Origin of the sequence: Methylobacterium sp. Leaf89 (assembly GCF_001422215.1) — a bacterium.
Taxonomy (GTDB): Bacteria; Pseudomonadota; Alphaproteobacteria; order Rhizobiales; family Beijerinckiaceae; genus Methylobacterium.
In genome coordinates, this window is record NZ_LMML01000012.1 from 247551 (window position 1) to 270050 (window position 22500).

Annotated in this window: 23 protein-coding genes; 11 read left to right on the forward strand and 12 right to left on the reverse strand. The window is 69.9% G+C overall.

Annotated elements, in window-relative coordinates:
- The first annotated feature begins 13 nt into the window (after positions 1-13).
- Together ASF18_RS07395 and ASF18_RS07400 are read left to right on the forward strand one after the other, a co-directional pair.
- On the forward strand, positions 14-1009 hold the full coding sequence (locus ASF18_RS07395) for a MotA/TolQ/ExbB proton channel family protein (protein ID WP_056350511.1): 996 nt from the start codon (positions 14-16) through the stop codon (positions 1007-1009).
- Position 1010: 1 nt separating this feature from the next.
- Positions 1011-2024 carry a peptidoglycan -binding protein gene (locus tag ASF18_RS07400; RefSeq protein WP_056350513.1) on the forward strand — a complete coding sequence of 338 codons (1014 nt, stop codon included), beginning with the start codon at positions 1011-1013 and terminating at the stop codon, positions 2022-2024.
- A 9-nt stretch (positions 2025-2033) separates the two neighbouring features.
- Here ASF18_RS07400 and ASF18_RS07405 read toward each other — a convergent pair whose 3' ends face one another.
- From ASF18_RS07405 to ASF18_RS07415, 3 genes are read right to left on the reverse strand one after another with little or no spacing between them, the layout of a single operon-like run.
- Complete coding sequence (locus ASF18_RS07405; RefSeq protein WP_200917526.1) at positions 2034-2426, reverse strand: hypothetical protein; 393 nt, start codon at positions 2424-2426, stop codon at positions 2034-2036.
- A gap of 10 nt (positions 2427-2436) precedes the next feature.
- The gene (locus tag ASF18_RS07410) at positions 2437-4002 is read right to left on the reverse strand and encodes a peptidase S10 (RefSeq protein WP_056350515.1); all 1566 of its coding nucleotides are present in this window, start codon (positions 4000-4002) and stop codon (positions 2437-2439) included.
- A 40-nt stretch (positions 4003-4042) separates the two neighbouring features.
- On the reverse strand, positions 4043-4495 hold the full coding sequence (locus ASF18_RS07415) for a DNA polymerase III subunit chi (RefSeq protein ID WP_056350517.1): 453 nt from the start codon (positions 4493-4495) through the stop codon (positions 4043-4045).
- Between the two features lie 351 nt (positions 4496-4846).
- Here ASF18_RS07415 and ASF18_RS07420 point away from each other — a divergent pair, with 351 nt between their 5' ends.
- Positions 4847-5710: an alpha/beta hydrolase gene (locus ASF18_RS07420; RefSeq protein WP_244472607.1), complete on the forward strand. Its 864-nt coding sequence runs from the start codon at positions 4847-4849 to the stop codon at positions 5708-5710.
- A 169-nt stretch (positions 5711-5879) separates the two neighbouring features.
- On the forward strand, positions 5880-6110 hold the full coding sequence (locus ASF18_RS07425; RefSeq protein WP_056269892.1) for a hypothetical protein: 231 nt from the start codon (positions 5880-5882) through the stop codon (positions 6108-6110).
- A 10-nt stretch (positions 6111-6120) separates the two neighbouring features.
- On the opposite strand, the gene ASF18_RS07430 is transcribed toward ASF18_RS07425, so the two are convergent.
- The 5 genes from ASF18_RS07430 to tpiA all read right to left on the reverse strand — a co-directional run bounded on the left by ASF18_RS07430 (position 6121) and on the right by tpiA (position 10800).
- Entirely contained in the window at positions 6121-6423 is a 303-nt protein-coding gene (locus ASF18_RS07430) for a hypothetical protein (protein WP_056216841.1), read from the reverse strand.
- 236 nt (positions 6424-6659) lie between these two features.
- The gene (locus ASF18_RS07435) at positions 6660-8288 is read right to left on the reverse strand and encodes a CTP synthase (protein WP_056216838.1); all 1629 of its coding nucleotides are present in this window, start codon (positions 8286-8288) and stop codon (positions 6660-6662) included.
- A 259-nt stretch (positions 8289-8547) separates the two neighbouring features.
- Complete coding sequence (gene secG, locus ASF18_RS07440) at positions 8548-8988, reverse strand: preprotein translocase subunit SecG (protein WP_056269897.1); 441 nt, start codon at positions 8986-8988, stop codon at positions 8548-8550.
- A gap of 208 nt (positions 8989-9196) precedes the next feature.
- Complete coding sequence (locus ASF18_RS07445; RefSeq protein ID WP_056350520.1) at positions 9197-9955, reverse strand: GNAT family N-acetyltransferase; 759 nt, start codon at positions 9953-9955, stop codon at positions 9197-9199.
- Between the two features lie 80 nt (positions 9956-10035).
- Entirely contained in the window at positions 10036-10800 is a 765-nt protein-coding gene (tpiA, locus tag ASF18_RS07450) for a triose-phosphate isomerase (protein WP_056216829.1), read from the reverse strand.
- A 176-nt stretch (positions 10801-10976) separates the two neighbouring features.
- Between tpiA and ASF18_RS07455 the strand changes: the two genes are divergently transcribed.
- Positions 10977-12881: a peptidylprolyl isomerase gene (locus ASF18_RS07455; RefSeq protein ID WP_056350522.1), complete on the forward strand. Its 1905-nt coding sequence runs from the start codon at positions 10977-10979 to the stop codon at positions 12879-12881.
- A gap of 7 nt (positions 12882-12888) precedes the next feature.
- Entirely contained in the window at positions 12889-14412 is a 1524-nt protein-coding gene (trpE, locus tag ASF18_RS07460; RefSeq protein ID WP_056350524.1) for an anthranilate synthase component I, read from the forward strand.
- 14 nt (positions 14413-14426) lie between these two features.
- Here trpE and ASF18_RS23575 read toward each other — a convergent pair whose 3' ends face one another.
- The gene (locus ASF18_RS23575; RefSeq protein ID WP_156649708.1) at positions 14427-15101 is read right to left on the reverse strand and encodes a hypothetical protein; all 675 of its coding nucleotides are present in this window, start codon (positions 15099-15101) and stop codon (positions 14427-14429) included.
- A gap of 248 nt (positions 15102-15349) precedes the next feature.
- On the opposite strand from ASF18_RS23575, the gene ASF18_RS07465 reads away from it, so the two are divergent.
- The 5 genes from ASF18_RS07465 (at position 15350) to glp (ending at position 19664) form a co-directional block, all read left to right on the forward strand.
- Entirely contained in the window at positions 15350-15964 is a 615-nt protein-coding gene (locus tag ASF18_RS07465; RefSeq protein ID WP_056216817.1) for an aminodeoxychorismate/anthranilate synthase component II, read from the forward strand.
- Between the two features lie 64 nt (positions 15965-16028).
- Positions 16029-17054 carry an anthranilate phosphoribosyltransferase gene (gene trpD, locus ASF18_RS07470; protein WP_056350526.1) on the forward strand — a complete coding sequence of 342 codons (1026 nt, stop codon included), beginning with the start codon at positions 16029-16031 and terminating at the stop codon, positions 17052-17054.
- A gap of 9 nt (positions 17055-17063) precedes the next feature.
- Positions 17064-17915, forward strand: a complete 852-nt coding sequence (gene trpC, locus ASF18_RS07475; RefSeq protein ID WP_056216811.1) for an indole-3-glycerol phosphate synthase TrpC — start codon at positions 17064-17066, stop codon at positions 17913-17915.
- 10 nt (positions 17916-17925) lie between these two features.
- Positions 17926-18411 carry a cyclic pyranopterin monophosphate synthase MoaC gene (gene moaC / locus ASF18_RS07480; protein ID WP_056216808.1) on the forward strand — a complete coding sequence of 162 codons (486 nt, stop codon included), beginning with the start codon at positions 17926-17928 and terminating at the stop codon, positions 18409-18411.
- 35 nt (positions 18412-18446) lie between these two features.
- Positions 18447-19664: a gephyrin-like molybdotransferase Glp gene (glp, locus tag ASF18_RS07485; protein WP_056350528.1), complete on the forward strand. Its 1218-nt coding sequence runs from the start codon at positions 18447-18449 to the stop codon at positions 19662-19664.
- Positions 19665-19678: 14 nt separating this feature from the next.
- Here the strand turns inward: glp and ASF18_RS25045 are convergent, their stop codons facing one another.
- The 3 genes from ASF18_RS25045 to ASF18_RS07495 form a co-directional block, all read right to left on the reverse strand.
- Positions 19679-19813, reverse strand: coding sequence for a hypothetical protein (locus ASF18_RS25045; RefSeq protein WP_274534736.1), 135 nt, complete (start codon positions 19811-19813; stop codon positions 19679-19681).
- Positions 19814-19893: 80 nt separating this feature from the next.
- Positions 19894-21054, reverse strand: a complete 1161-nt coding sequence (locus ASF18_RS07490; RefSeq protein ID WP_056350530.1) for a hypothetical protein — start codon at positions 21052-21054, stop codon at positions 19894-19896.
- A 3-nt stretch (positions 21055-21057) separates the two neighbouring features.
- On the reverse strand, positions 21058-22428 hold the full coding sequence (locus tag ASF18_RS07495) for an RsmB/NOP family class I SAM-dependent RNA methyltransferase (protein ID WP_056216800.1): 1371 nt from the start codon (positions 22426-22428) through the stop codon (positions 21058-21060).
- Between the last annotated feature and the right edge of the window lie 72 nt (positions 22429-22500).

Below are 22500 nucleotides of genomic sequence, written 5' to 3' on the forward strand. Positions count from 1 at the left end.
TGTGCCCGAGCCGATGGCGACCCCCCCCGCACCCGCGACGATCGCCAAGCCGGGCATCTACCTCGTCCGGATGCTGGTCTTCCTGATCCTGGTCGGCTTCCTCGCCTTCGTCCTGTTCCGCCAGATCACGCCGGCCTTCCTTGCCAATCCCGGCCTCAACGGGCTCATCCTCGGGGTCCTGCTCATCGCGGTTCTGCTGGCCTTCGGTCAGGTGGTGCGGCTCTATCGGGAGGTGAGCTACGTGAACGCCGTGGCGGCGGGGGAGAGCCCGAGCCGGCCGCCGCCCCTGATGGCGCCCCTGGCCCCCGCCATCGCCGCCCGGCCCGACGGGATCACCCTGTCGACCAGCCGCGCCTTCCTCGACACGGCGGCTGCGCGCCTCGACGAGGGCCGGGAAATTCTGCGCTACGTCTCGGGCCTCCTGATCCTGCTCGGCCTTCTCGGAACGTTCTGGGGCCTGATCGACACGCTGAGCGCGGTCGGGTCGGTGATCAAGACCATGCGGGGCGGCGGCGAGGCCGCGGCGATGTTCGACGAGTTGAAGAACGGCCTCGCGGTTCCGCTCTCCGGCATCGGCCTCGCCTTCTCGGCCTCCCTGTTCGGCCTCGCGAGTTCGCTGATCATCGGCTTCCTCGACCTGCAGGCCGGGCAGGCGCATGCGCGCTTCCACAACGAATTGGAGGACTGGCTCCTCTCCGGCGAAATACCGCAGGGTCGTGTCGAGGTCGCGGCCCCGACGAAGGCGCAACCCGCGCCACTTCCGGTACAGGATCCCGCCAGCGCCCGCGAACTGAAGGAGGCGGTGGACCGCCTGACCGCCGTGGTGGCGGAGGGCGCCAACGGGCGCGTCGCCACCCAGGCCATGACGAATCTCGCGGAAGGCATCCAGGGGCTCGTGCAGCACATGCGGGCCGAGCAGCAGATGATCCGCGACTGGGTCGAGGCCCAGGCGACCCGCGAGCGCGAGCTGAAGCAGGTGCTGGAGCGCCTGGGCCGCGAGCGGAGCTGACATGGCCTCCACGCGCGGTCGCCGCGACCGGAGCCTCAACGTCTGGCCGGGCTACGTCGACGCCCTGGCGACGCTGCTGCTGGCGGTCGTGTTCCTGCTCACGATCTTCGTGGTCGGCCAGTTCTTCCTCTCCCAGGAGATCAGCGGCCGGGACTCGGTGCTGACCCGGCTCAATCGCCAGATCGCCGACCTGACGGACCTGCTGGCCCTGGAGCGCTCGACCCGGAAGACGCAGGAGGAGCAGGCCTCGTCCCTGCGCAACACCCTCCTCGGGGCGCAGGCCGACCGCGATCGCCTCAGGGCGCAGGCCGAAGCGTCGCAGGGCTCGGCCGGGCGGCAGGGCGAGGTCGACAAGCAACTGGCGGCCGAGCGCGCCAACACCGCCCGCGCCGCCGCGCAGATCGACCTCCTGAACGAGCAGATCGCGGCGATGCGGCGCCAGCTCGCCGCCCTCGAGGATGCGCTCGCGGCCTCCGAGAACCGCGACCGCGAGAGCCAGGCCCGCATCGCCGACCTCGGCAGCCGCCTCAACGTGGCCCTGGCCCAGAAGGTGCAGGAACTCGCGCGCTATCGCTCGGACTTCTTCGGCCGCCTGCGCCAGATCCTCGGCAACCGCCCGGACATCCGCATCGTCGGCGACCGCTTCGTCCTGCAATCCGAGGTGCTGTTCCCGGCGGGCTCCGCCAGCCTGAAGCCGGAGGCCGGCCCCGAACTCGACCGCATCGCCGGCGCGATCCTCGACCTCGCCAAGCAGATCCCGGCCGACATTCCCTGGGTGCTGCGCATCGACGGCCACACCGATGCGCGGCCCATCGCCAGCGCCCAGTTTCCCTCGAACTGGGCCCTGTCGGCGGCCCGCGCCATCGCGGTCGTGCAGGCCATGGTCGCGAAGGGCATCCCGCCCCAGCACCTCTTGGCCGCCGCCTTCGGCGAGTTCCAGCCCCTCGAGGCCGGGACCACCGAGGAGGCCTATGCCCGCAACCGGCGCATCGAGATGAAGCTCACGGAGCGCTGAGCCGGTCGCTCACTTGACGATGCGGTCGAGCCGGTTGTTGACGAAGAAGTACAGCTCCTTCGCGCCGGGCTCGTTGTAGAGCACCTGCACCTCGCGGCCGGCGCGCCCTTCCCCCACCAGCACGTCGGTGGGGGGCTTGCCCTTCAGGCGGACGAGGTCGCACTCGCCGATGCCGATCTCGATCGCGGCGGCGCCCGCCGGCGCGGGCGCCGTGCAGGTGCCGTCCCCCGTCAGGACGGGTCCCTGGAAGGTCGGGGCCGGTGCGGGCTTCGGCACGGCGACGGGGAGCGGCTCGGGTGCCGGAGTCTCCGTGCGCCGTGTCTCGGTGCTGGTGCAGGCGGACAGGCCGCAGGCCGCGAGCACGGCCAGGATCAGCAGGCGCGGGTGGGTGGAAGCAGGCACGACGGGGTCCTCAGCGCTGCGCGGAGCTCCGCGCGCTGAGCGCGGCCGCGTAGAGAGCCGCCGCGTCCCGATGGAACGCGGCGCGCGAATCCGGTCGGGAATAGAACATGTGCCCGCCCGGGTACACGGCGAGATCGAGACGCCCGCCGCCATAGGCCGGCATCTGGTCGATCAGGAGCTTCGACGCGAAATACGGCGTGACCAGGTCGGTATACCCGTGGGCGACCAGCACCCGCATGTTGCCGTCGAGGGACAGCACGCCGCGCAGGGCGCCGAGGGATTCGGGCGCCGAGCGACCGCCGCCCCAGGTCCAGCCCCGGTTCACCGCCCCGTTGAGGAGTTCGTAGCGCAGATCCGGCACCCGGTAGTTCAGGGTGTCGGTGTAGAGCGCGATCATCGCGCTGGTCAGCGGCGCCTGGAGCGCGGTGAGCAGGGGGTCCTCGAAGCCCGAATGGGCGGCATTCGGGTCCGGGTCCCATCCGGTCACGCCCGTATCGTAGGCGCTGGCGACCCGGCCGGTGTCGCGGCCGATCTCGCGCTGGACGCTCTGGCCGGAGAGACGCCCGGCCTGGCGCCGCACGAAGCTCGGGTCGAGCCCGGTCAGGGCGCCGACCCGGTCGCCCAGCCGTGCCACGGCGGCGCTGTCGGACGGCCCCTTCAGGAGATCGGCGAGGTAGGGTCCGGTGGCGTAGGCCTCTGCGTCGGCCATGGTCTCGCGCGTCGGGATGCCGCCCGCCCGCTCGATGGCGGCGGCGGCGAAGGACGGCAGCTTGATCACGTGGCCCCAGGGGGTCGTGCGCGGTGCCTGCAGCCAGGCGAAATCGAGCACCGGCGAGAGCAGAACCATGCCCGACAGGCCGATGCCGATCTCCTCCTGGAGCTTCGCCGCGATCAATGGCCCGCGGAAGCCGCCATAGCTCTCGCCGACGTAGAATTTCGGCGCCCCCATGCGGTCGTTGGTGCGGAGCCAGCGGGCGATGGCCGAGGCCAGCACGGACGCATCGGCGTCGATGCTCCAGTAGCGCTTGGCATCTCCGTCGGCCGCGCGGCTGTAGCCGGTGCCGACGGGGTCGAGGAACACGAGGTCGGTGAAGTCGAGCCAGGTTCCGTCGTTCGGCACGAGGCCGATCGGCGCCGACGGGCTGATGCTGGCGCCCTCCACCGGCAGGCGCCAGGGTCCGATCGCACCGATGTTGAGGTAGGCGGAGGCGGCGCCAGGCCCGCCATTCACCGCGAAGGTCACGGGGCGCGCCGGATCGCGCGTCTTCCCACCACCCTGGCCGGCCAGCGTGTAGGCGATGAACGCGATCTCCGCCTGGAGCTTGCCGGCCTCGTCCACCAGCGGCAGGCTGCCGGCGCGGGCGGTGAAGGCGAGCGTGCGCCCATCCGGCAGGGTGACGCTGTGCTCGGTGACGGCGTCCGCGGGGAGCTTGCCGCCCTGGGTGACGCGCGGCTCGGACGCTTTTCGCGCCTCGGCCGGACGCTCCGCCTGCGGGGCGGGCTGCGGGGCGGGCTGCGCCTGCAGCGGAGGGGTCGCGATCAGCAGGGCCGCGAGGCCGAAGGCGAGACGTCTCATGGCGAATCCTCTCGGCGATGGTCGGAATGCGGCAGCGACGTCAGGCCTTCTTCTGCCAACGGCCGTCGTCGTCCTGCTGCCAATAGGCGATCGTGTGTCCGGCGGCCTTCGCCTCCTTCCACTGCGCACGGGCGCGCAGGAGGGCCTCCTGGTCGGTGCCGTCGAACAGCACGCAGATGCGTGCATAGTCGGCGGCATCGGGCGGCAGGTCGGCGCCCTCCACCAGGAAGCGGATCGACGCGGCGTTCGGGTTCGCATCCTTCAGGGTCAGCACGACGGGCTGGCTGGCCGCGTCGACATCGCGATCGGTCCCATGCGGCAGGAAGCTGTCGTCGCTGTAGGTCCAGAGCTGGTCGTCCAGGGCCTGGAGCCGCTCCTCGCTGGCCGCCTGGATGGCCGCCCGCCACTGGCGCTCCAGAGAGCGCTCCAGCAGGTTCGGGAGCACCTTTTCGAGGGGCTGGTTCTGGAGGTGATAGAACAGGATCTCGGTCACAGGCTGCAAGGTAGTCCGACGCTGCGCCAAAGCCAGCCGCATGACCGCGCGCCGCGCCTCTTCCGGCGCGCGAATCCGCGCGTGAAAACCGCGCAGGTGCGGGCTCGGAACAGAACCGGCGGCCCTCCCGCGCGTCACCGTTCGAGGACGCGGCGGGCGATCTGCCGGAACCGTCGGGGGAAGGACCACCATGCCACACGGACATGCGCCGAACGATCGGCGCGGGGTGATGACGGGCGCCTCGAGCGGACGGGGGCTCGCCGCGTCCGCATCCCCCGCCGGGCGGAACCGGCGTTCGTCCTGATGGAAATCGCACCCATCGCCAGCCCGGTCGGGAGGATCTCACCCGCGGTGTCCGAGCGCCTCGTGCCACGATCGACCATCGACCTGCACGAGGGGCGTACGCTCGCCTACGCCGAAGCCGGGACCGGATCGCCCGTCGTGCTCATCCACGGGACGCTGATGTCCCTGGAAGATATGTGGCTCGGCCTGGTGCCTCACCTCGCCGAGCGGTTCCGGGTCATCGCCGTCGACCGTCCGGGCCATGGTTTCAGCCGGCGCCGGGGCGCGGCCGACGCCGAACTCTGGCGGCAGGCCGCCCTGATCCGGGAGGGCGTTCGGGCGCTCGGCCTGGAGCGGCCGATCATCGTCGGGCATTCCTTCGGTGGCGCGCTGGCGCTGGCGTACGGCCTTCGGTTTCCCGACGAGATCGCCGGTGTCGTCGCCCTGGCGCCGATCTGCTTTCCCGAGCCGCGCCTGGAACACCTGCTGTTCGGCCCTCGGGCGGTGCCGGGTGGGCGTTTCGCGTCCGACCTCCTTGGGCGCACGATGGACCCTGCGCTGCTGCCGCTCCTGTGGAACGCGATGTTTTTGCCGGCCACGATGCCGCCGGGCTATGCCGCCGCCAATCCGTTCGGGCTGGCCGGCACCGCAGACCAGCTGGTGGTTGAAGGCGAGGACGCGGCCGGCCTGATGGCCGGCCTGATTCGAAACGCGCTGGCGTATCCGGCCTGCCGGGTACCCGTCCGGATTCTCGGCGGCGATTCGGATCTCGTCGTCAGCACGCCGCGACACGGCTCTTGGGCCTCGCGGCTCATCCCGGGGGCCGCGTTCACCCTCCTGGCGGGGACCGGTCACATGCTGCACCACCAGCATCCCGAGGCCGTCCTGAACGCCGTCCGTGCCGTTGCCGGTCACGATCCCGCGCAGGGTTGATCGAATTCGCGCGCCGCACGTTTTCGCTCAGCGTTTGTCAACCGGAAGCCATTATTGCGGTGCACACGCAACCCGTCGGCGCAGCCACAAGCGCCGCACGGCTCCCATCTCCCGATCTCGCCGGATGCCCGAAGCCGGGTGCCGAGCGACCAGCCAAGGATCTCATCCCGTGAGCTTCACCGTCAGCGCGCGCGTCCTGGAGCGGTGCTTCAGTTTCCGCCACAGCTCCGTCCTGGGCGCCGTGGAGCAGGGCTGGTCGCTGATGATCGCGGGGATGACCGAGGTGCGGATCACCGACGCCTCGGGACGCGTCCACTGCCCGAACGCCCTGCATCAGCACCTGTTCGGACCGCGCGAGACGGCGCGGCCCGACACGGATGTCATCGCGCTGGCGGCGTGAGCCGCGCGCGTCAGCGCTGAACGGTCCGCCCCCCGAAGGTCGAGAACGACTCGTCGATGACGCCTTTCTGCGCGGCCTCGGCGTCGACCCGAACCTGGATCGCCCCCGTCAGCGCGGGCTCCCCCTCGGTCTCGCCCTTGCTCCGGCCGTCCTCCAGATCGCCCCCCGCCTGTTCCGTACCGGCGCTGTTGCGATCGCCTGCCGCCACAACCGTGATCGCGTTCCGGTCGATGCCGTGCTCCTGAACGAGGTGTTCCACGCTCATCTCGGCATCGCGGCGGGTTTCGAAATCGGCGGTGAAGATCGGCGGCATTCCATGACTCCCTGTGGGGCAGCGACCCCGTGTGAACAGTCAATGGAGCAACGGGGGCGACGTTCCCCAGGAGCCGGGCGCCGCCGTACCCGCCCGGGCGATGCCCGGGAGGCATGGGTCTGAGCCCGGTCGGAACAGCCGTCCGTCGGCCCGACCGTCGCTCCCGCAAGCCGGGAACGACGCGTCAGGCCGCAGGCCGGCGAAGACGGTCGGTGCGCGGCCGTTCCGATACCTGGCTAGACCAGACGGCTCTGGACGATGGCGGCGCCGATGAAGCTCTTGAAGAGCGGATGCGGCTCGAACGGGCGGGACTTCAGTTCCGGATGGAACTGCACGCCGATGAACCAGGGATGCCCGACATGCTCGACGGTCTCCGGCAGGAGTCCGTCCGGCGAGAGGCCCGAGAAGCGCAGGCCCTTCGCCTCCAGGCACTCGCGATAGGCCATGTTGACCTCGTAGCGGTGGCGGTGGCGCTCGGAGATGTCGGTGGTGCCGTAGATCTCGGCGATCTTCGAATCCGGCCGCAGGCTCGCCTGATAGGCGCCGAGGCGCATGGTGCCCCCGAGGTCGCCGGCCGCGGCGCGGCGCTCGAGCTCATTGCCCTTCAGCCATTCGGTCAGGAGCCCGACCACCGGCTCGCGGGTCTCTCCGAACTCGGTCGAGTTGGCCTCCGCGACGCCGGCGAGCGCCCGGGCCGCTTCGATGACCGCCATCTGCATGCCGAAGCAGATGCCGAAATACGGGATCTTGCGCTCGCGGGCGTAACGCGCCGCGCGGATCTTGCCCTCCGCGCCGCGCTGGCCGAAGCCGCCCGGGACGAGGATGCCGTGGATGCCCTCGAGGAACGGTGCGGGATCCTCGCGCTCGAACACCTCGGCTTCGATCCACTCGAGGTTGACCTTGACCCGATGCGCGATGCCACCGTGGGTCAGCGCCTCGGTGAGTGACTTGTAGGCGTCCTTAAGGCCCGTGTACTTGCCCACGATGGCGATGGAGACCTCGCCCTCGGGGTTCTTCACCCGCTCCGAGATCGTGCGCCAACGCGACAGGTCCGGCTCGTCCTGCGAGGGCAGGCCGAAATGCGCCAGCACCTCCCGGTCGAGACCGGCCTCGCGGTAGGAGAGCGGCACGTCGTAGATCGAGGCGACGTCGCGGGCCTCGATCACGGCGGTCTCGCGGACGTTGCAGAACAGGCCGAGCTTGCGCCGCTCGTCCGTCGGGATCGGCCGGTCGCAGCGGCAGAGCAGCATGTCGGGCTGGATGCCGATGGAGCGCAGCTCCTTGACCGAGTGCTGGGTCGGCTTGGTCTTCAGCTCCCCGGCGGAGGGAATGTAGGGCAGCAGGGTCAGGTGCACGAAGGCAGTGGCGCCGCGGGGCAGCTCCTGCCCGAGCTGCCGGATCGCCTCGAAGAACGGCAGGCCCTCGATGTCGCCGACGGTGCCGCCGATCTCGACCAGCACGAAGTCGAAGGCCTCGTTGCCTTCGAGAACGAAGTCCTTGATCGCGTTGGTCACGTGCGGGATCACCTGGATCGTCGCGCCGAGGTAATCGCCGCGCCGCTCCTTGGTGATGATGTCGAGGTAGATACGCCCGGTGGTGATGTTGTCGGCCCGGGTCGCGGCGAGGCCGGTGAAGCGCTCGTAATGCCCGAGGTCGAGGTCGGTCTCGGCGCCGTCGTCGGTGACGAACACCTCGCCGTGCTGCGTCGGGCTCATCGTGCCCGGATCGACGTTCAAGTAAGGGTCGAGCTTGCGCAGGCGGACCTTGTAGCCCCGGGCCTGCAGCAGGGCCGCGAGCGCCGCCGATGCGAGACCCTTGCCCAGCGAGGAAACCACGCCGCCGGTGATGAATACGTACCGCGTCATGGGCCTCGGTCCATAAACAAGGGAGAACGATTCGCCAAACAACAAAAACGCCTATCCCCCGCGATACCTGCGCATGCGCGGCGAGGACGTCGTTCGATCGGCGTTGCAACGAGGAGCGGCGTCCGAGCACTTGTCCGAGCACTTGGACGCCGGGTGTCTGGATAACCCCGCGGTTCACCTCGACCCGACCGGGCCCGGCGACCTCGCCGCGGTCACGTCTCGGTCGAAGGCCCCCTCCGTCGGGCCATCGACCGGCCGGTCAGCGCGACTGCGGGGCCTGCGGCACGGCCGGCTGGGCCGGCGCGGTCTCGGGCACCTGCGCCGGGGTGCCGGGCGCCGAAGTCCCACTCGCCGGAGTCCCGGGCTGGGTGCCGCTCTGACCCCGCAGGGTGTCGAGCAGGTTGCCGGCATTCGGCTGGGTCGCGGGCTGGCTGGTCCCGGTTCCTTCCAGGATCGAGCGCGGGGCCGCACTCCGGTGCGACAGGATCGCGAGCGCCATGCTGGTGGTGAAGAACAGGGCGGCGAGGATGGCCGTCGCGCGGGTCAAGGCGTTGGCCTGTCCGCGCCCCGTCATGAAACCCGCCACGCCGCCGCTCCCGCCGCCGCCGAGGCCGAGACCGCCCTCGGAGCGCTGGAGAAGGACCACGGCGATGAGGCCGAGGACGACGATGAGATGGATCGAGATCAGAACGGTCTGCATCGGGTTTCCGGAAGCTTCATCATCCGCGCGCCGGTTCCGAGGAGAGACCCGGGCACGAATGCGTTACGGGCCGGTGAGTCCTGGCGCCGCCGACATATCCGCGGGGCCATACACCAGATGGCCCCGCGCGCCAACCGGACCGAGGCTTCGGCACCGCGTCGGCCGGCGCGGCAATCCTTCGAACCCCGGAGTTATCGCGGAGGCAGCCCTAGTCCCGGCGGCGGTAGCGATAGCCGTAGAGGCTGCGCGAGAAGCCGAGCCCGGCATAGAGGGCGCGCGCCGGCGCATTCTCGGCGACCACCTGCAGGCAGGCCCCGGTCGCCCCCTCCCGCCGGGCCCAGGCCATCAGGGCCAGGATCAGGCTGCGCGCATGGCCCGCCCGGCGATGGGACGGGTGCGTCGCGACGGATTCGAACACGAGGATTCCGCGATGCAGGACGCCGTAGGCGACGGCCACCGTCCGGTCCGCCTCGATCCGCCGCGCGAACATCCGGGGCAGGATCAGACACGCGATCGAGTCGTGGTAGGTCCGCAGGGCGACCTCGGACACCACGCCCTCGCAGGCGGCCCGCGCCGCCAGCCACGCCGCGTCCGGGGCATTGTCGAGGGCGACGCCCTCCGCCCCGTCGCGGTCGTCCGGCGGAAGCTCGGCGAAGAGCGTGCAGGCCTCGCCCTCGGACCGATAGCCGAGACCGTCGAGCAGGATATCCATCTCGGGGACGAGATCCGGGACCCGGACGATCAGCGGCCGGCCGAGGTTCCGGTAGAGGCTCTCGGCCTCCGCGACGATGCGGGCGGGATCGTCGCGCCAGCCGCGCAGGGGATTGAGGGAGTTCGTCCGACGGGTCGGACCGCCCGAGGCCCGCAGGATCCAGCCGCCGAGGCCGATCTCCAGCGGCGACGGCCGGGCGTTGCGGCAGGCCTCCTCGACGGCCCAAGCCCGATCCGCGTCCGATTGCCGGATCATGTCCGCCGACGAACCATGGGCCACTCCCGCTGAAACCCCGGGACCGAATCCGAACGAAATGGGATTTTTCGGCTCGATCCCTAGCGCAGGTAGGCGCGGGCGATGCCGAGGAAGTCGTCGGCGACCAGGCTGGCGCCGCCGACCAGCGCGCCGTCGACGTTGTCCACCGCCATCAGCTCGCGGGCGTTGCTCGGCTTGACCGAGCCGCCATAGAGGATGCGCACCGCCTGGGCCTCGGCGCCGATGAGTTGGCCGAGCATCTCGCGCAGCGAGGCATGGACCTCGGCGATGTCGGCCGGGGTCGGCGTCAGGCCGGTGCCGATCGCCCAGACCGGCTCGTAGGCGATGACCGTGTCCTTGGCGGTGGCTCCCTTCGGCACGCCGATCGCGAGCTGCGCGCGCACGATGTCGAGGGTCCGGCCCTCCTCGCGCTCCTCCTTCGTCTCGCCGACGCAGATGATGCCGCAGAGGCCCGCGCGGCGGGCGGCCAGCGCCTTGGCGTGCACGCCATCGTCGGTCTCGTGGTGGTAGGCCCGGCGCTCGGAATGGCCGACGATGACGTAGGAGGCTCCGAGATCGGCCAGCATCTCCGCCGAGATGCTGCCGGTGAAGGCGCCGTTCGGCTTGGCGTGGAGATTCTGGCCGCCGATGGCGATCGGCGAGCCGTAGGCGGCCGCCACGCAGGAGGCGATCAGCGTGGAGGGCGGGCAGATGAGCACGTCGACGGTGTCGAGCAGGGCGGCGGTCAGGCCGTTGCGGACGGCTTCCACGACGGCGACCGAGCTGCGCAGGCCGTTCATCTTCCAGTTGCCGGCAACCAGCGGCCGTCGCCCCGACTTCGTCATCCCGTCCCTCGCTGCTAAGGCTTCGCTTCGCGGTCGCGCCGGCCCTAACAGAGCCTCAGGATGGGCGCAAACCGCGAACGCCCTTTGCGGTGACAGCACGGATGGTCTATCGCGGGCGACCTTCCCAGAAATGACGGGCGCTTCCGGCGCCCACGCGACGGGTGCCCGGACGTTCGATGCTGCAGAACATGCGCAAGGCCAGCCAGCACTGGCTCGGCAAGATCATCCTCACGGTGGTCTTCACCTTCCTGATCGCCGGCGTGGCGATCTTCGGCGTCGAGGAATTCTTCCGCGCGGGCTCGTCCTCCAGCGTGGCCACCGTGGGCCGGGCGCAGATCTCCGCCGAAACGGTGCGCAGCGCCTATCAGAATCAGCTCCAGCGCTATCAGAGCCAGACCCGCCGCACCCTGACGCCCGATCAGGCCCGGGCCCTCGGCATCGACCGCCAGGTGCTCGCGCAGCTCGTCAGCGAAGCCTCCCTCGACCAGCAGACCGCCGCCCTCGGCCTGAGCATCCCCGATGCGGCCGTGCTGCGCGCGATCCAGGAGGAGAAGAGCTTCCAGGGCGCCGACGGCAAGTTCGATCCCGCCCTCTTCTACCAGACGCTTCAGCGCGCCGGCATCAACGAGGCCACCTTCGTGCGCGAGCAGCGCTCGGTTGCCGCCCGCCTGCAGCTCGCCGAGGCGGTCGCGGCCGACCTGCATGTCCCCGAGGCCCTGCGCGAGGCGGTGCACCGCTACACCACCGAGCGCCGTTCGGTCGCTCTGATGATGCTGCCGCCCTCCGTGGCCGGTGAGATCCCGGCGCCCTCCGAGGATGCGGTCAAGGCGTATTACGAGGACAACAAGTTCGCCTTCCGCGCGCCGGAAGCCCGCGCCGTCACCCTGCTGGTCCTCGACCCGCAGGCGATGGCCAAGCCCGAGGCCGTGACCGCCGAGGACATCGCCAAGCGCTACGATTCCGAGAAGGCGCGGTACGGGACGCCGGAGCGTCGCACGATCCAGCAGATCGTGTATCCCGATCAGGCTGCCGCCGAGGCGGCCCGGACGGCGATCGAAGCCGGCGACAAGCCGTTCGAGGCGGCCGCCGCCGAGACCGGCGCCGATGCCAAGAACCTCTCCCTCGGGACGCTCTCCAAGGCGGAGCTGTTCGATCCCGCCGTGGCGGACGCCGCCTTCGCCCTGCCTCTGAACACGGTCAGCGCACCGGTGAAGGGCCGCTTCGGCACCGTCCTCCTGCGCGTCACCGCCATCGAGCCGGGAACGGTGAAACCGCTGGCCGAGGTCTCCGCGGACATCGCCAAGACCATCGCCCTGGAGCGCGCCAACAGCGGCATCGACGCGGCCCACGACGCGATCGAGGACCAGCGCGCCAATTCGAAGCCCCTGGCCGACATCGCCAAGGAGCGCGACCTGCCGCTCCAGACCATTCCGGCCGTCACCGCGCAGGGCCTCGATCCCGCCGGCAGGACCGTCGAGGGCATCCCGGATCGCGACACCACCCTGACCGCCCTGTTCCGGGCCGAGATGGGTGGCGACAACGAGCCCCTGCGCACCAAGACCGGGGGATACATCTGGTACGACGTGACCGGGGTCGACCGCGCCCACGACAAGCCGCTGGATGAGGTGCGCGACGAGGTCGTCGCCCGCTGGCGCGCCGCCGAAGTCCAGAGCCGGCTGCTGGCGAAGGCCAAGGCGCTGTCGGCGCGCCTCGACCAGGGCGAGACCGTCGAGGCCGTCGCCGCGGAAGCGGGCCTGACCGTCCAGAGCCTGACCGACCTGGCCCGCAACCAGGCCCAGGGCGATCTGACGGCCGAGGTTGTCAACCGCGTCTTCGCGACGGCCGTCGACAAGTCGGCTTCCGCAGAGGCCGGCGAGAGCCGTGCCCTGTTCAAGGTCACGGCCGCGACGATGCCGGCCTTCGTTCCCGGCTCGCCGGAGGACGAGGCGATTGGCAAGCGTTTCCAGCCCACCATCGCCGACGATGTCCTGGGTCAGTACATCGGCGACGTGCAGACCTCGGTGGGCGTGACCATCAACCAGGCGGCCTTCCGCCGGGCGATCGGCGGCGGCGAGTACTGAGCCGACGATGTCCGAGGACCCCGCCTTCACGGCCTTCGTCGACGCCTACGAGGCGGGCCGTCCCGCCCTCCTCAACCTCACTCTGGTGGCGGATCTCGAGACGCCCGTCGCCGCCTTCCTGAAGCTGCGGGCCGAGCACCCCGGCACCGCCTTCCTGCTCGAATCCGTCGAGGGGGGCGTCGTGCGCGGACGCTACTCGATGATCGGGCTCGACCCCGACCTAGCCTGGCGCTGCCGCGACGGCCGGGCGGAGATCGCGCGCGGTCCCGACCTGTCGGTGTTCACGCCCGAGGCGGCTGCGCCCCTGGCGAGCCTGCGGACCCTGATCGCCGAGAGCGCGATCGGCGCGGAGGGCGACACGGATGTGCTGCCGCCGATGGCGGCGGGCCTGTTCGGCTACCTCGGCTACGACATGGTCCGGGCCATGGAAGCCCTCGGAGACCCGAACCCCGATCCCCTCGGCGTACCGGACGCGATCCTCGTGCGACCGCGCGTGATGGTGGTCTTCGACTCGGTGCGCGACCTGATCACCGTGGTCGGCCCGGTGCGCCCGACCGCCGGAATCGGCGCACGCGCCGCCTACGAGGCGACGTTGGGTCGGCTGGAGCGGGTGGCCGAGATCCTCGAAGGCCCCCTCCCCGTCGAGGCCCGTATCGACCCGCACGCGATCGCGCATCCCGAGCCGGTCTCGAACACGACACCCGAAGCGTACCTGGGAATGGTCGCCCGGGCCAAGGAGTACATCGTCGCCGGCGACGTCTTCCAGGTCGTGCTCTCGCAGCGCTTCGAGGCGCCCTTCACGCTGCCGGCCCTGGCCCTCTACCGCTCGCTGCGCCGGACCAACCCCGCCCCGTTCCTGTGCTACCTCGACTTCGAGGATTTCCAGCTCGTCTGCTCGTCGCCCGAGATCCTGGTGCGGGTCCGTGACGGGCGCGTCACCATCCGGCCGATCGCCGGGACGCGCCGGCGCGGCGCGACGCCGGCCGAGGACAAGGCGCTGGCCGAGGAACTGCTGGCCGATCCCAAGGAGCGCTCCGAGCACCTCATGCTGCTCGACCTCGGCCGCAACGATGTCGGTCGCGTCGCGCGCATCGGCAGCGTCACGGTCACGGGTTCGTTCTTCCTCGAGTTCTACAGCCAGGTCATGCACATCGTCTCGAACGTCGAGGGCGACCTCGACCCCAAGCACGATGCCCTCGCGGCCCTCGCCGCCGGCTTTCCGGCCGGAACCGTCTCCGGTGCCCCGAAGGTGCGGGCCATGGAGATCATCGACGAACTCGAGCGCGAGAAGCGCGGCCCCTACGGCGGCTGCATCGGCTATTTCGGCGCGCGCGGCGAGATGGACACCTGCATCGTGCTGCGCACCGCCCTGGTGAAGGACGGCCGCATGCACGTCCAGGCCGGTGCCGGCATCGTCTACGATTCCGATCCGGCCTCCGAACAGCAGGAATGCGTCAACAAGGCCAAGGCCCTGTTCCGCGCGGCCGAGGATGCGGTGGTGTTCGCGAGCCGGGCCCGGCGGGGACAATAGGGATTGAGGCCCACCTACTCTTCCTGTTTTGCTTTTTCTTTCTTCCAATCAGCCATCAACGCCCCATATTGTGTATGGAAAAGATCTTTCTCATTTCCTTCCAGGGGCAAGTCCAGGATCGAGAAAGATTTTCCAGCGATCACATCTAAGACGCGCATTTCACTAGGTTCGTATGAATTAATGGATGCTGACATCAGGCAAAGTGCGATCCTTGCCGCTTCTTCGCTTAGCGAGGGATTCTCACAGAAGTAGGGGTAGATCAATCGACGTCCTTCGTCGCCTACGATGAGAGAGAGGGTGTTCTCGATTTTTATTGTTCCATTATCTTCCACCACGTATTTTGCTGTGAGGCGCTCATCTATAACCCTAATTGGTACGTTTCTCAGTCGCCGCTTCTCATTCCACCAAAGTAGAAATGATTTTGCAAGTATTGGATAAAGTCGACCTTTATGTTTCCGATTAACTGCGACACGCCCTCTCGTGGCAACGTCGAGATCTAAAGCTCCAGAAACATGCCCTTTTGCGTCCGCCCAAAACGGAACATAAAAGTCTCCACCACTAGACGTCTTAAGACCCTGTTCTTTTTTGATTTGTTTAGAAACATCTTCCCTGATAAATCGATCTCGATCTTTCTTGTGCGAGTAAATTACTTTCAAAATTGTGCCCAAACCGACCAAATCAAAAGACATGGATCGAGTATCCTCCTCAGGCTTCTGCAACAATTAGGAAGCGCTTGTAGTTATAAACAACCAGAAAACATAATATTTTTGCAGTCGCAACCACAACGTGACTCGATTGCCTGTAAAATTCGCCTGAAATCGATTTCAAACCAGTCTGGACGCGGTCCCCACCGAGGTCATACGTGAGCTCAAAGTGACATTGACCGTTCGTATCGGTTCGGCCACATGCTCTTGAAAATCCAGCGCGCGAAGCTCCGATGTCCGACGTCCTCGTCATCGACAATTACGATTCCTTCACCTGGAATCTCGTCCACCTGATCGGCCCCCTCTGCGGTTCGATCGACGTGGTGCGCAACGACGCCATCACCACGCAGGAGATCCGCGCGCGCCGGCCCGACGCCGTGGTGCTGTCGCCGGGCCCCTGTTCGCCGAACGAGGCCGGCATCTGCCTCGACGTGGTCAAGGACCTCTCGACCGAGATCCCGATCTTCGGCGTCTGCCTCGGGCTCCAGGCCATCGGGCAGGCCTTCGGCGGCGACGTGGTCCGGGCGCCGACGCCGATGCACGGCAAGGTCTCCAGCATCCAGCATCGGGCCTCGGGCATCTTCCGGGGGCTGAACGGGCCGTTCGACGCTACCCGCTACCATTCCCTGGTGGTGGAGCGGGGCGGCTGCCCGACCGATCTCACCGTCACGGCCGAGGCCGACGGCCTGATCATGGGCCTTCAGCATGCCCATCGGCCCGTCCACGGCGTGCAGTTCCACCCCGAAAGCATCCTGTCGCATCACGGATCGCAGATCCTGCGGAATTTCCTGGACATCGCGGCCACGTGGAATGCGGCGCGTGACAAGGGCCGCGACGGCGTGCATTGACGGGTTACGTCGCCTGTCTGGAATCAATCCGGTTCTCCGTGCCGGACCGTCACGCCCGAGCCACATGGAATCCTTCAAGCCCCTCCTCGCCAAGGTCGCCACCGGCGCGGGCCTGGACCGTGCCGAGGCGCGGCAGGCCTTCGACGATCTGCTCTCGGGCGAGGTCACGCCGGTTCAGGCCAGCGCCTTCCTGACGGCGCTGAAGGTCCGCGGCGAGGCCCCGGACGAGATCGTCGGTGCCGTCGAGGCCATGCGGGCACGGATGCTGCCGGTGCCCGGCGTCGCGGGCGCCGTCGACGTGGTCGGCACCGGCGGCGACCATTCGGGCAGCTACAACGTTTCGACCCTGGCGGCGATCATCACCGCCGCCTGCGGCGTGCCGGTGGCCAAGCACGGCAACCGGGCCGCCACCTCGCGCTCCGGCGCCGCCGACGTGCTCACGGCCCTCGGCGTGCGCATCGGCCTCGCGCCGGACGAACTGAGCCTGTGCCTCGCCGAGGCGGGCCTGTGCTTCATGTTCGCCCAGACCCACCACGCCGCCATGCGCCACGTGGCCCCGGTGCGGGCCGAACTGCCGATGCGGACGATCTTCAACATGCTGGGCCCGCTGGCGAACCCGGCCGGCGTGCGGCGCCAGCTCTTCGGCGTCTCGTCGCCGGCCTGGGCCGAGCCGCTGACCGGCGTCCTGGCGGAACTCGGCAGCGACCGGGTCTGGACCGTGCACGGCAGCGACGGCCTCGACGAGATCACCGTGACCGGCCCCACCGCCGTGGTGGCGCTGACGGACGGCCGGATCTCGCGCTTCACCATCGATCCGCGCGAGGTCGGCCTGCCGCTCCATGGGCTGGAAGCCCTGCGGGGTGGCGACCCGGAGCACAACGCCGCCGCCCTGGCCGGGGTGCTGGATGGGGCGCGCAACGCCTATCGCGACATCGCCGTCCTCAACGCGGGGGCCGCCCTGGTGGTGGCGGAGGCCGCCGGCACCCTGGCGGAGGGTGTCGTCCGGGCCGGTCAGGCCCTCGACAGCGGCGCCGCGCGTGCCACACTCCGGACGCTGGTCCGTCTCTCGAACCGTCGCTCGAACGCCTGAAAGCCCGTCATGTCCGAGCCCAAATCCGGGTCCGTCCCCGAGACCGCGTCCACCGAGCGCAAGGACGTGCTGGCCCGCATCGAGACCTACAAGCGGCGTGAGATCGCCGAGGCGAAGCTACGGGTGCCGCAGACCAAGCTCGAGAAGCGCATCGCCGACGTCACGCCGCCGCGGGGCTTCGCCGAGGCCATCGCGGCGCATATCGCGCAGAAGCGCCCGGCCCTGATCGCCGAGGTGAAGAAGGCCTCGCCCTCCAAGGGCCTGATCCGCGCGGACTTCGACCCCGCCGTCCTCGCCGCCGCCTACGAGGCCGGCGGCGCCACCTGCCTCTCGGTGCTCACCGACACGCCCTCGTTCCAGGGGAGGCCCGAATACCTCACCGAGGCGCGCGCCGCCTGCGCCCTTCCGGTCCTGCGCAAGGACTTCCTGTTCGAGCCCTACCAGGTGTTCGAGGCGCGGGCCTGGGGCGCCGACTGCATCCTGGTCATCATGGCCTGCCTCGAGGACGACGAGGCCGCCGTCCTGGTGGAGACCGCGCACGACCTCGGCATGGACGTGCTGGTCGAGGTCCACGACACCGAGGAGTTGGCGCGGGCCCTGCCCCTCGGCACCCGGCTGGTGGGCATCAACAACCGCAACCTGAAGACCTTCGAGGTCTCGTTCGAGACCGCGATCCGCCTCGCCGCTGGCGTGCCGGCCGACCGGATCGCCGTGGCCGAGAGCGGCATCGCGGGCCATGCCGACGTGGTCCGGCTCGCGGCGGCCGGCCTCGACACCATCCTGGTCGGCGAGAGCCTGATGCGCGAGGCCGACGTGACGGCGGCCACCCGGCGCCTGCTGTTCGGCGACGCCCAGGCCTGAGGACGCGACGATGGCCGAACTCACCCACCTCGACGCGTCCGGCGCGGCCAACATGGTCGACGTGTCCGAGAAGGACGCGACCACCCGCACCGCCCGCGCGACCGGGCTCGTGGTCATGCTGCCCGAAACCCTGCGGCTGATCCGCGAGGGCGACGCCAAGAAGGGCGACGTCATCGGCACGGCGCGGCTCGCCGGCATCATGGCCGCGAAGCGCACCCACGAGCTCATCCCCCTCTGCCATCCCCTCCTGCTCTCGAAGGTGCGCGTCGATTGCGAGCCCGACGACGGCCTTCCGGGCCTTCGGGTGACGGCGGAGGTGAAGGTGCTGGGGCCGACCGGCGTCGAGATGGAGGCGCTGACCGCGGTCTCGGTGGCCTGTCTGACCATCTACGACATGGTGAAGGCGGCCGATCGCGGCATGCGGATCGAGGGCATCCGGCTGCTCGCCAAGGATGGCGGTCGCTCCGGGGCCTACCGCGCCGAGGATCGCGCTTGAGCGGCAGGCCTCCGAAACGGACGGGGTCCGCGGGCATGATCCCGGTCGCCGAGGCGCTGTCGCGGGTTCTCGAAGGCATTCCGGGTCCGGTCGAGACGGAGACCGTCGCGATCGGGCAGGCCGCCGGGCGTACGCTGGCGGCGGAGGTGCGGGCCACCCGGACGCAACCGCCCTTCCCCGCCTCGGCCATGGACGGTTACGCGGTCCGCAGCGCCGACCTCGCGGACGCGCCCGCCACCCTGCGGCTCATCGGGACCAGTGCCGCCGGGCACGGTTTCGCCGGTGTGGTGGGACCCGGTGAGGCCGTGCGGATCTTCACCGGTGCGCCGGTGCCGGAGGGGGCCGACGCGATCCTGATCCAGGAGAACGCAGAGGCGACATCCGACGGCGTGACCGGGCGGGACTCCGTGCCCGCGGGCCGCTTCATCCGCCCGAGCGGCCTCGATTTCCGCGTGGACGATCGCCTGCTCGCCGCCGGAGACGCGCTGGATCCGCGCCGCATCGCCCTCGCGGCCGCCGGAGGCCACGGCCAACTCTGCGTCCGGCGGCGCCCACGGGTGGCCATCCTCGCCACGGGGGACGAGTTGGTGGCCCCCGGGCAACCGGCGCGATGGGACCAGATCGTCGCCTCGAACGGGCTGGCCGTCGCGGCCCTGGTTCGGGAGGCGGGCGCGGAGGCCATCGATCTCGGAATCGCCGGCGACACCCTCGCGGCCCTGGACGACGCGATCCTGCGCGCGGTGGCGGCCGACGCGGACCTCCTGATTACCCTCGGCGGGGCCTCGGTCGGCGACCACGACCTCGTGCAATCGGCCCTGCGGACCCGCGGCCTGGAACTCGGGTTCTGGCGGGTCGCGCTCCGGCCCGGAAAACCCCTGATGCACGGGCGCCTCGGCCGGATGGCCGTTCTCGGCCTTCCGGGCAACCCCGTGGCCTCGGTGGTCTGCGGATTGCTGTTCGTGGTTCCGGCGATCCGCGCCCTCCTCGGAGACCCGCGGGCCTCCGCGGATCTGTCCGAACCGGCCATCCTGGGCACCGACCTGTCCGAGAACGACCTGCGCCAGGATTATCTCCGGTCGCGGATCGAGAGGGCGCCAGACCGCCTCCCGGTGGTCTACCCCGAGAACCGCCAGGATTCCTCGATGCTCTTCGTCCTGGGAGCGGCCGAAGCGCTGCTGATCCGCGCGCCCCATGCCCCGGCTGCCAGGGCCGGGGAGCTCTGCCGCATCCTGAGGCTCGACCGGCGCCTCTGACGTCTCGGCTGGACCTAGACGAGATAGAGCGTGGCGTCGGCGCGGAAGACCCGCGGGCAATGCACGGCATCCACCCAGACACGCGCCTGGTCGAGACTGATGCTGCGCGAATCGGCGATGTCCTGCAGGGTCATCCAGCGTGACGACATGATCGGCTCCCTCGTGGTTAACGAAGTAACGGCTCAGCCTGTCGTTGGTTTCCTTGCCGGTGACGGACTTGCGTCGCGGCTCAGCGCAGGTACGTAACGCTGTAGAGGGTCCGGCGCAGGGCCTCCTCGTTGACCCAGACGCGGCCGTTCTCGCAGGCCTCGCGCATGCCGGGTCGCATACGGGCGCAGTATTCGCCGGTGTTGTCCTGCACCCGATATTGGCAGCGACCGCCGACGGTTCGCCGCCCGATGACCGGACTGGCGTGATCCGCGTGGAGATCCGGGTCCTTGGGATCGCGATCCTCCAGCAGGTACCAGCTGTAGCCGATGGTGGGCACGCGACCGTGGTCCAGGGCGTAATCGATCATCGCCAGGATCCGGCTGATCGCCCGCGGGCTCGGGGGCGTCCCCGAATCCCGCATCTCCACGAACTCGGCCTGATTGGCTGCCAGCCGATAGGACACCGGAAGCAGAGGCACGGGCAGGCCGACCCGTCGGCAGCGTGCGTCCACATGCGCGATCCAGCCCGCATTGAAGGTATCGGTCTGAGGGTGGCGAAGATGGGGGACCGTGCCGGCGAGGCTGCGGAAGCTCATCGGCCGGGGCGCCAGGCGGCTGCGATAGCGCAGGCGACGCAGGGTCGACGCGGCGTAGCGATAGCCGTCGTTGGAGGGCAGATCGCGATCCTCGCAGAGGCCGCCGATGTTGTAGAGGAGCGCGGCCGTATCCTCCTCGCCGCCCTCGATCTTGTCGAAGTAGGGCAGCAGCTTCGGGTTGCCGGCCGGCGACATTTCGGCGGCGTTGCGGCTCCAGGCGATGTCGGCGCGCCAGTTCGGGTGTGCCTTCAGGTGCCGGCGCAGGGCCGGGATGGCCGTCAGGCGCTCGGGATCGGCGAAGTAGTATTTCGTGGCGACATCGAGGGGGGCGATCTGGCGCCCCAGCCGATGCGAAATCATGTCGGCGGTGGCGTAGGCGAAGCAGATCGCGCTCTCGCCCTGATTCAGCGGCATCTCACGCGGCGATGGCGACAATCCGACGTCGCGCGTCCCTTCGTGCTCCGCGAAGGGGATGCTGGTCGCCACCGGCGCACAGGTGGGATTGCGCACGTAGGCCGGCTTCGGCGGCAGGATGCGGAGATCCACCTGCGCCCGGGCGGGCATGGCCCCGACGGCGAGCAATCCCAGCAGGAACAGGACCGGTGCCGCTCCGTGACGGGCGCCGCCGAGCCGGAGCGAGCCCATCGCTCAGGTCTTTCGGCGCAGCCGGCTTGCGAAGAAGCCGTCGAGACCGCCGCTTCGATCCGGTGTGGTGCCGTGGAGGTGGGCGGGTAGGGTCCGCAGGTCGCCGGCGGCATCGATCGGCTCCGACAGGCCACCGAGTTCGGAGGCCTCGACGGGGACCCGCTCGAAATCCGGGTTGCGGGTCAGGAAGGTCGCGACCTGATACTCCCCCTCCTCCCGCTCCAGGGAGCAGGTGCAGTAGACGAGGCGTCCGCCGGGGCGCACCAGGGCGGCGGCCTTGTCGAACAGGCGTTTCTGCAGGCCGATCAGGCGACTGATGTCGCTCTCGGTCTTGGTCCAGGCCACGTCGGGGTGCCGCCGCAGGGTACCGGTGGCCGAGCAGGGCGCATCCAGGAGAACGGCATCGAAGGCCCCGTCGTCAGTCAGTGCCAGGGCATCGCCGACCCGGATCTCCGCCTCCAATCCGAGCCGGGCGAAATTCTGCGACAGGCGCTCCAAACGAGGGCTCGACCGGTCCACGGCGAGCACGGACGCCCCCGCAGCGGCGAGCTGTGCGGTCTTGCCGCCGGGGGCGGCACAGAGATCGGCGACCCGCTCGCCGGGGCGGACGGCGAGGAGCCGGGCCGGCAGGGCCGCGGCGGCGTCCTGCACCCACCACTGGCCCTCGGCATAGCCCGGCAGGTCCGCGACGGCGGCGTGGATGTCGTGCAGGCGCACGCTGCCGGTCGGCAGGGCCACGCCGCCGAGGCGTTCTGCCCATTCGGCCGCCGAACCCCGCACCGTGATGTCGAGGGCCGCGCCCTGGAGATGCGCCGCCGCGATAGCGCGGGCCGTCTCCTCGCCGTAGGCGGCGCGCCAGCGTCGGGCGAGCCAGTCCGGGGTGTTGTCGGCCAGGGGATCGCCGGGATCGGCCACGATCTCGGACCGCTCGCGCACGATCCGGCGCAGGACTGCATTCACGAGGCCGGACAGGTGCTGGAGCTGCGGATCGGCCTTGGCGAGGCGCACGCCGAGGTCGACAGCGGCGTGGTCGGGGACGTTCAGATCGAGGATCTGGACGGCGCCGGTGGCCAGGAGCGCCACGAGGCGTGGCTGGTCCTCGGGTAGCCCCTGCGACATGCGGGCGGCGAGCACCCGGCGGAGGAAGCCGAGGCGCCGGAAGGTCGCGGTGGCGATGGCGCGGGCGAGGCCCGCATCGGCGGCGTCGAGGCCTGCGTTCCGGCTGGCCTGCGCCAGGGCATCCTCGAGGGCGAAGCCGCGGGTCTTGCCGATGAGGTCGGCCACCGCGCTGTGCGCGACCTGACGGGCGGCCAGCCCGGCGACGCCGCGATCGATCGGCGCCGTCGGCGCATCCGTGTTGCGGCGTGTCGCCATGAGTGCCACTTCCTGAAGCATGAGCCCGCGCACGGCGGGCCTCCCTGCGATGCCCTTCCACCCGTGACACCG

What these genes read in the sequence shown, in the direction of transcription:
- ASF18_RS07445 (WP_056350520.1), bottom strand. Translation starts at nt 9,955, where the DNA reads ATGATCCGGCAATCGGACGCGGATCGGGCTTGGGCCGTCGAGGAGGCC.
- ASF18_RS07455 (WP_056350522.1), top strand. Translation starts at nt 10,977, where the DNA reads ATGCTGCAGAACATGCGCAAGGCCAGCCAGCACTGGCTCGGCAAGATC.
- ASF18_RS07490 (WP_056350530.1), bottom strand. Translation starts at nt 21,054, where the DNA reads ATGGGCTCGCTCCGGCTCGGCGGCGCCCGTCACGGAGCGGCACCGGTC.
- glp (WP_056350528.1), top strand. Translation starts at nt 18,447, where the DNA reads ATGATCCCGGTCGCCGAGGCGCTGTCGCGGGTTCTCGAAGGCATTCCG.
- ASF18_RS07400 (WP_056350513.1), top strand. Translation starts at nt 1,011, where the DNA reads ATGGCCTCCACGCGCGGTCGCCGCGACCGGAGCCTCAACGTCTGGCCG.
- trpC (WP_056216811.1), top strand. Translation starts at nt 17,064, where the DNA reads ATGTCCGAGCCCAAATCCGGGTCCGTCCCCGAGACCGCGTCCACCGAG.
- ASF18_RS07395 (WP_056350511.1), top strand. Translation starts at nt 14, where the DNA reads ATGGCGACCCCCCCCGCACCCGCGACGATCGCCAAGCCGGGCATCTAC.
- ASF18_RS07430 (WP_056216841.1), bottom strand. Translation starts at nt 6,423, where the DNA reads ATGCCGCCGATCTTCACCGCCGATTTCGAAACCCGCCGCGATGCCGAG.
- secG (WP_056269897.1), bottom strand. Translation starts at nt 8,988, where the DNA reads ATGCAGACCGTTCTGATCTCGATCCATCTCATCGTCGTCCTCGGCCTC.
- ASF18_RS25045 (WP_274534736.1), bottom strand. Translation starts at nt 19,813, where the DNA reads ATGTCGTCACGCTGGATGACCCTGCAGGACATCGCCGATTCGCGCAGC.
- trpD (WP_056350526.1), top strand. Translation starts at nt 16,029, where the DNA reads ATGGAATCCTTCAAGCCCCTCCTCGCCAAGGTCGCCACCGGCGCGGGC.
- ASF18_RS23575 (WP_156649708.1), bottom strand. Translation starts at nt 15,101, where the DNA reads ATGTCTTTTGATTTGGTCGGTTTGGGCACAATTTTGAAAGTAATTTAC.
- trpE (WP_056350524.1), top strand. Translation starts at nt 12,889, where the DNA reads ATGTCCGAGGACCCCGCCTTCACGGCCTTCGTCGACGCCTACGAGGCG.
- ASF18_RS07465 (WP_056216817.1), top strand. Translation starts at nt 15,350, where the DNA reads ATGTCCGACGTCCTCGTCATCGACAATTACGATTCCTTCACCTGGAAT.
- ASF18_RS07410 (WP_056350515.1), bottom strand. Translation starts at nt 4,002, where the DNA reads ATGAGACGTCTCGCCTTCGGCCTCGCGGCCCTGCTGATCGCGACCCCT.
- ASF18_RS07495 (WP_056216800.1), bottom strand. Translation starts at nt 22,428, where the DNA reads ATGGCGACACGCCGCAACACGGATGCGCCGACGGCGCCGATCGATCGC.
- tpiA (WP_056216829.1), bottom strand. Translation starts at nt 10,800, where the DNA reads ATGACGAAGTCGGGGCGACGGCCGCTGGTTGCCGGCAACTGGAAGATG.
- moaC (WP_056216808.1), top strand. Translation starts at nt 17,926, where the DNA reads ATGGCCGAACTCACCCACCTCGACGCGTCCGGCGCGGCCAACATGGTC.
- ASF18_RS07435 (WP_056216838.1), bottom strand. Translation starts at nt 8,288, where the DNA reads ATGACGCGGTACGTATTCATCACCGGCGGCGTGGTTTCCTCGCTGGGC.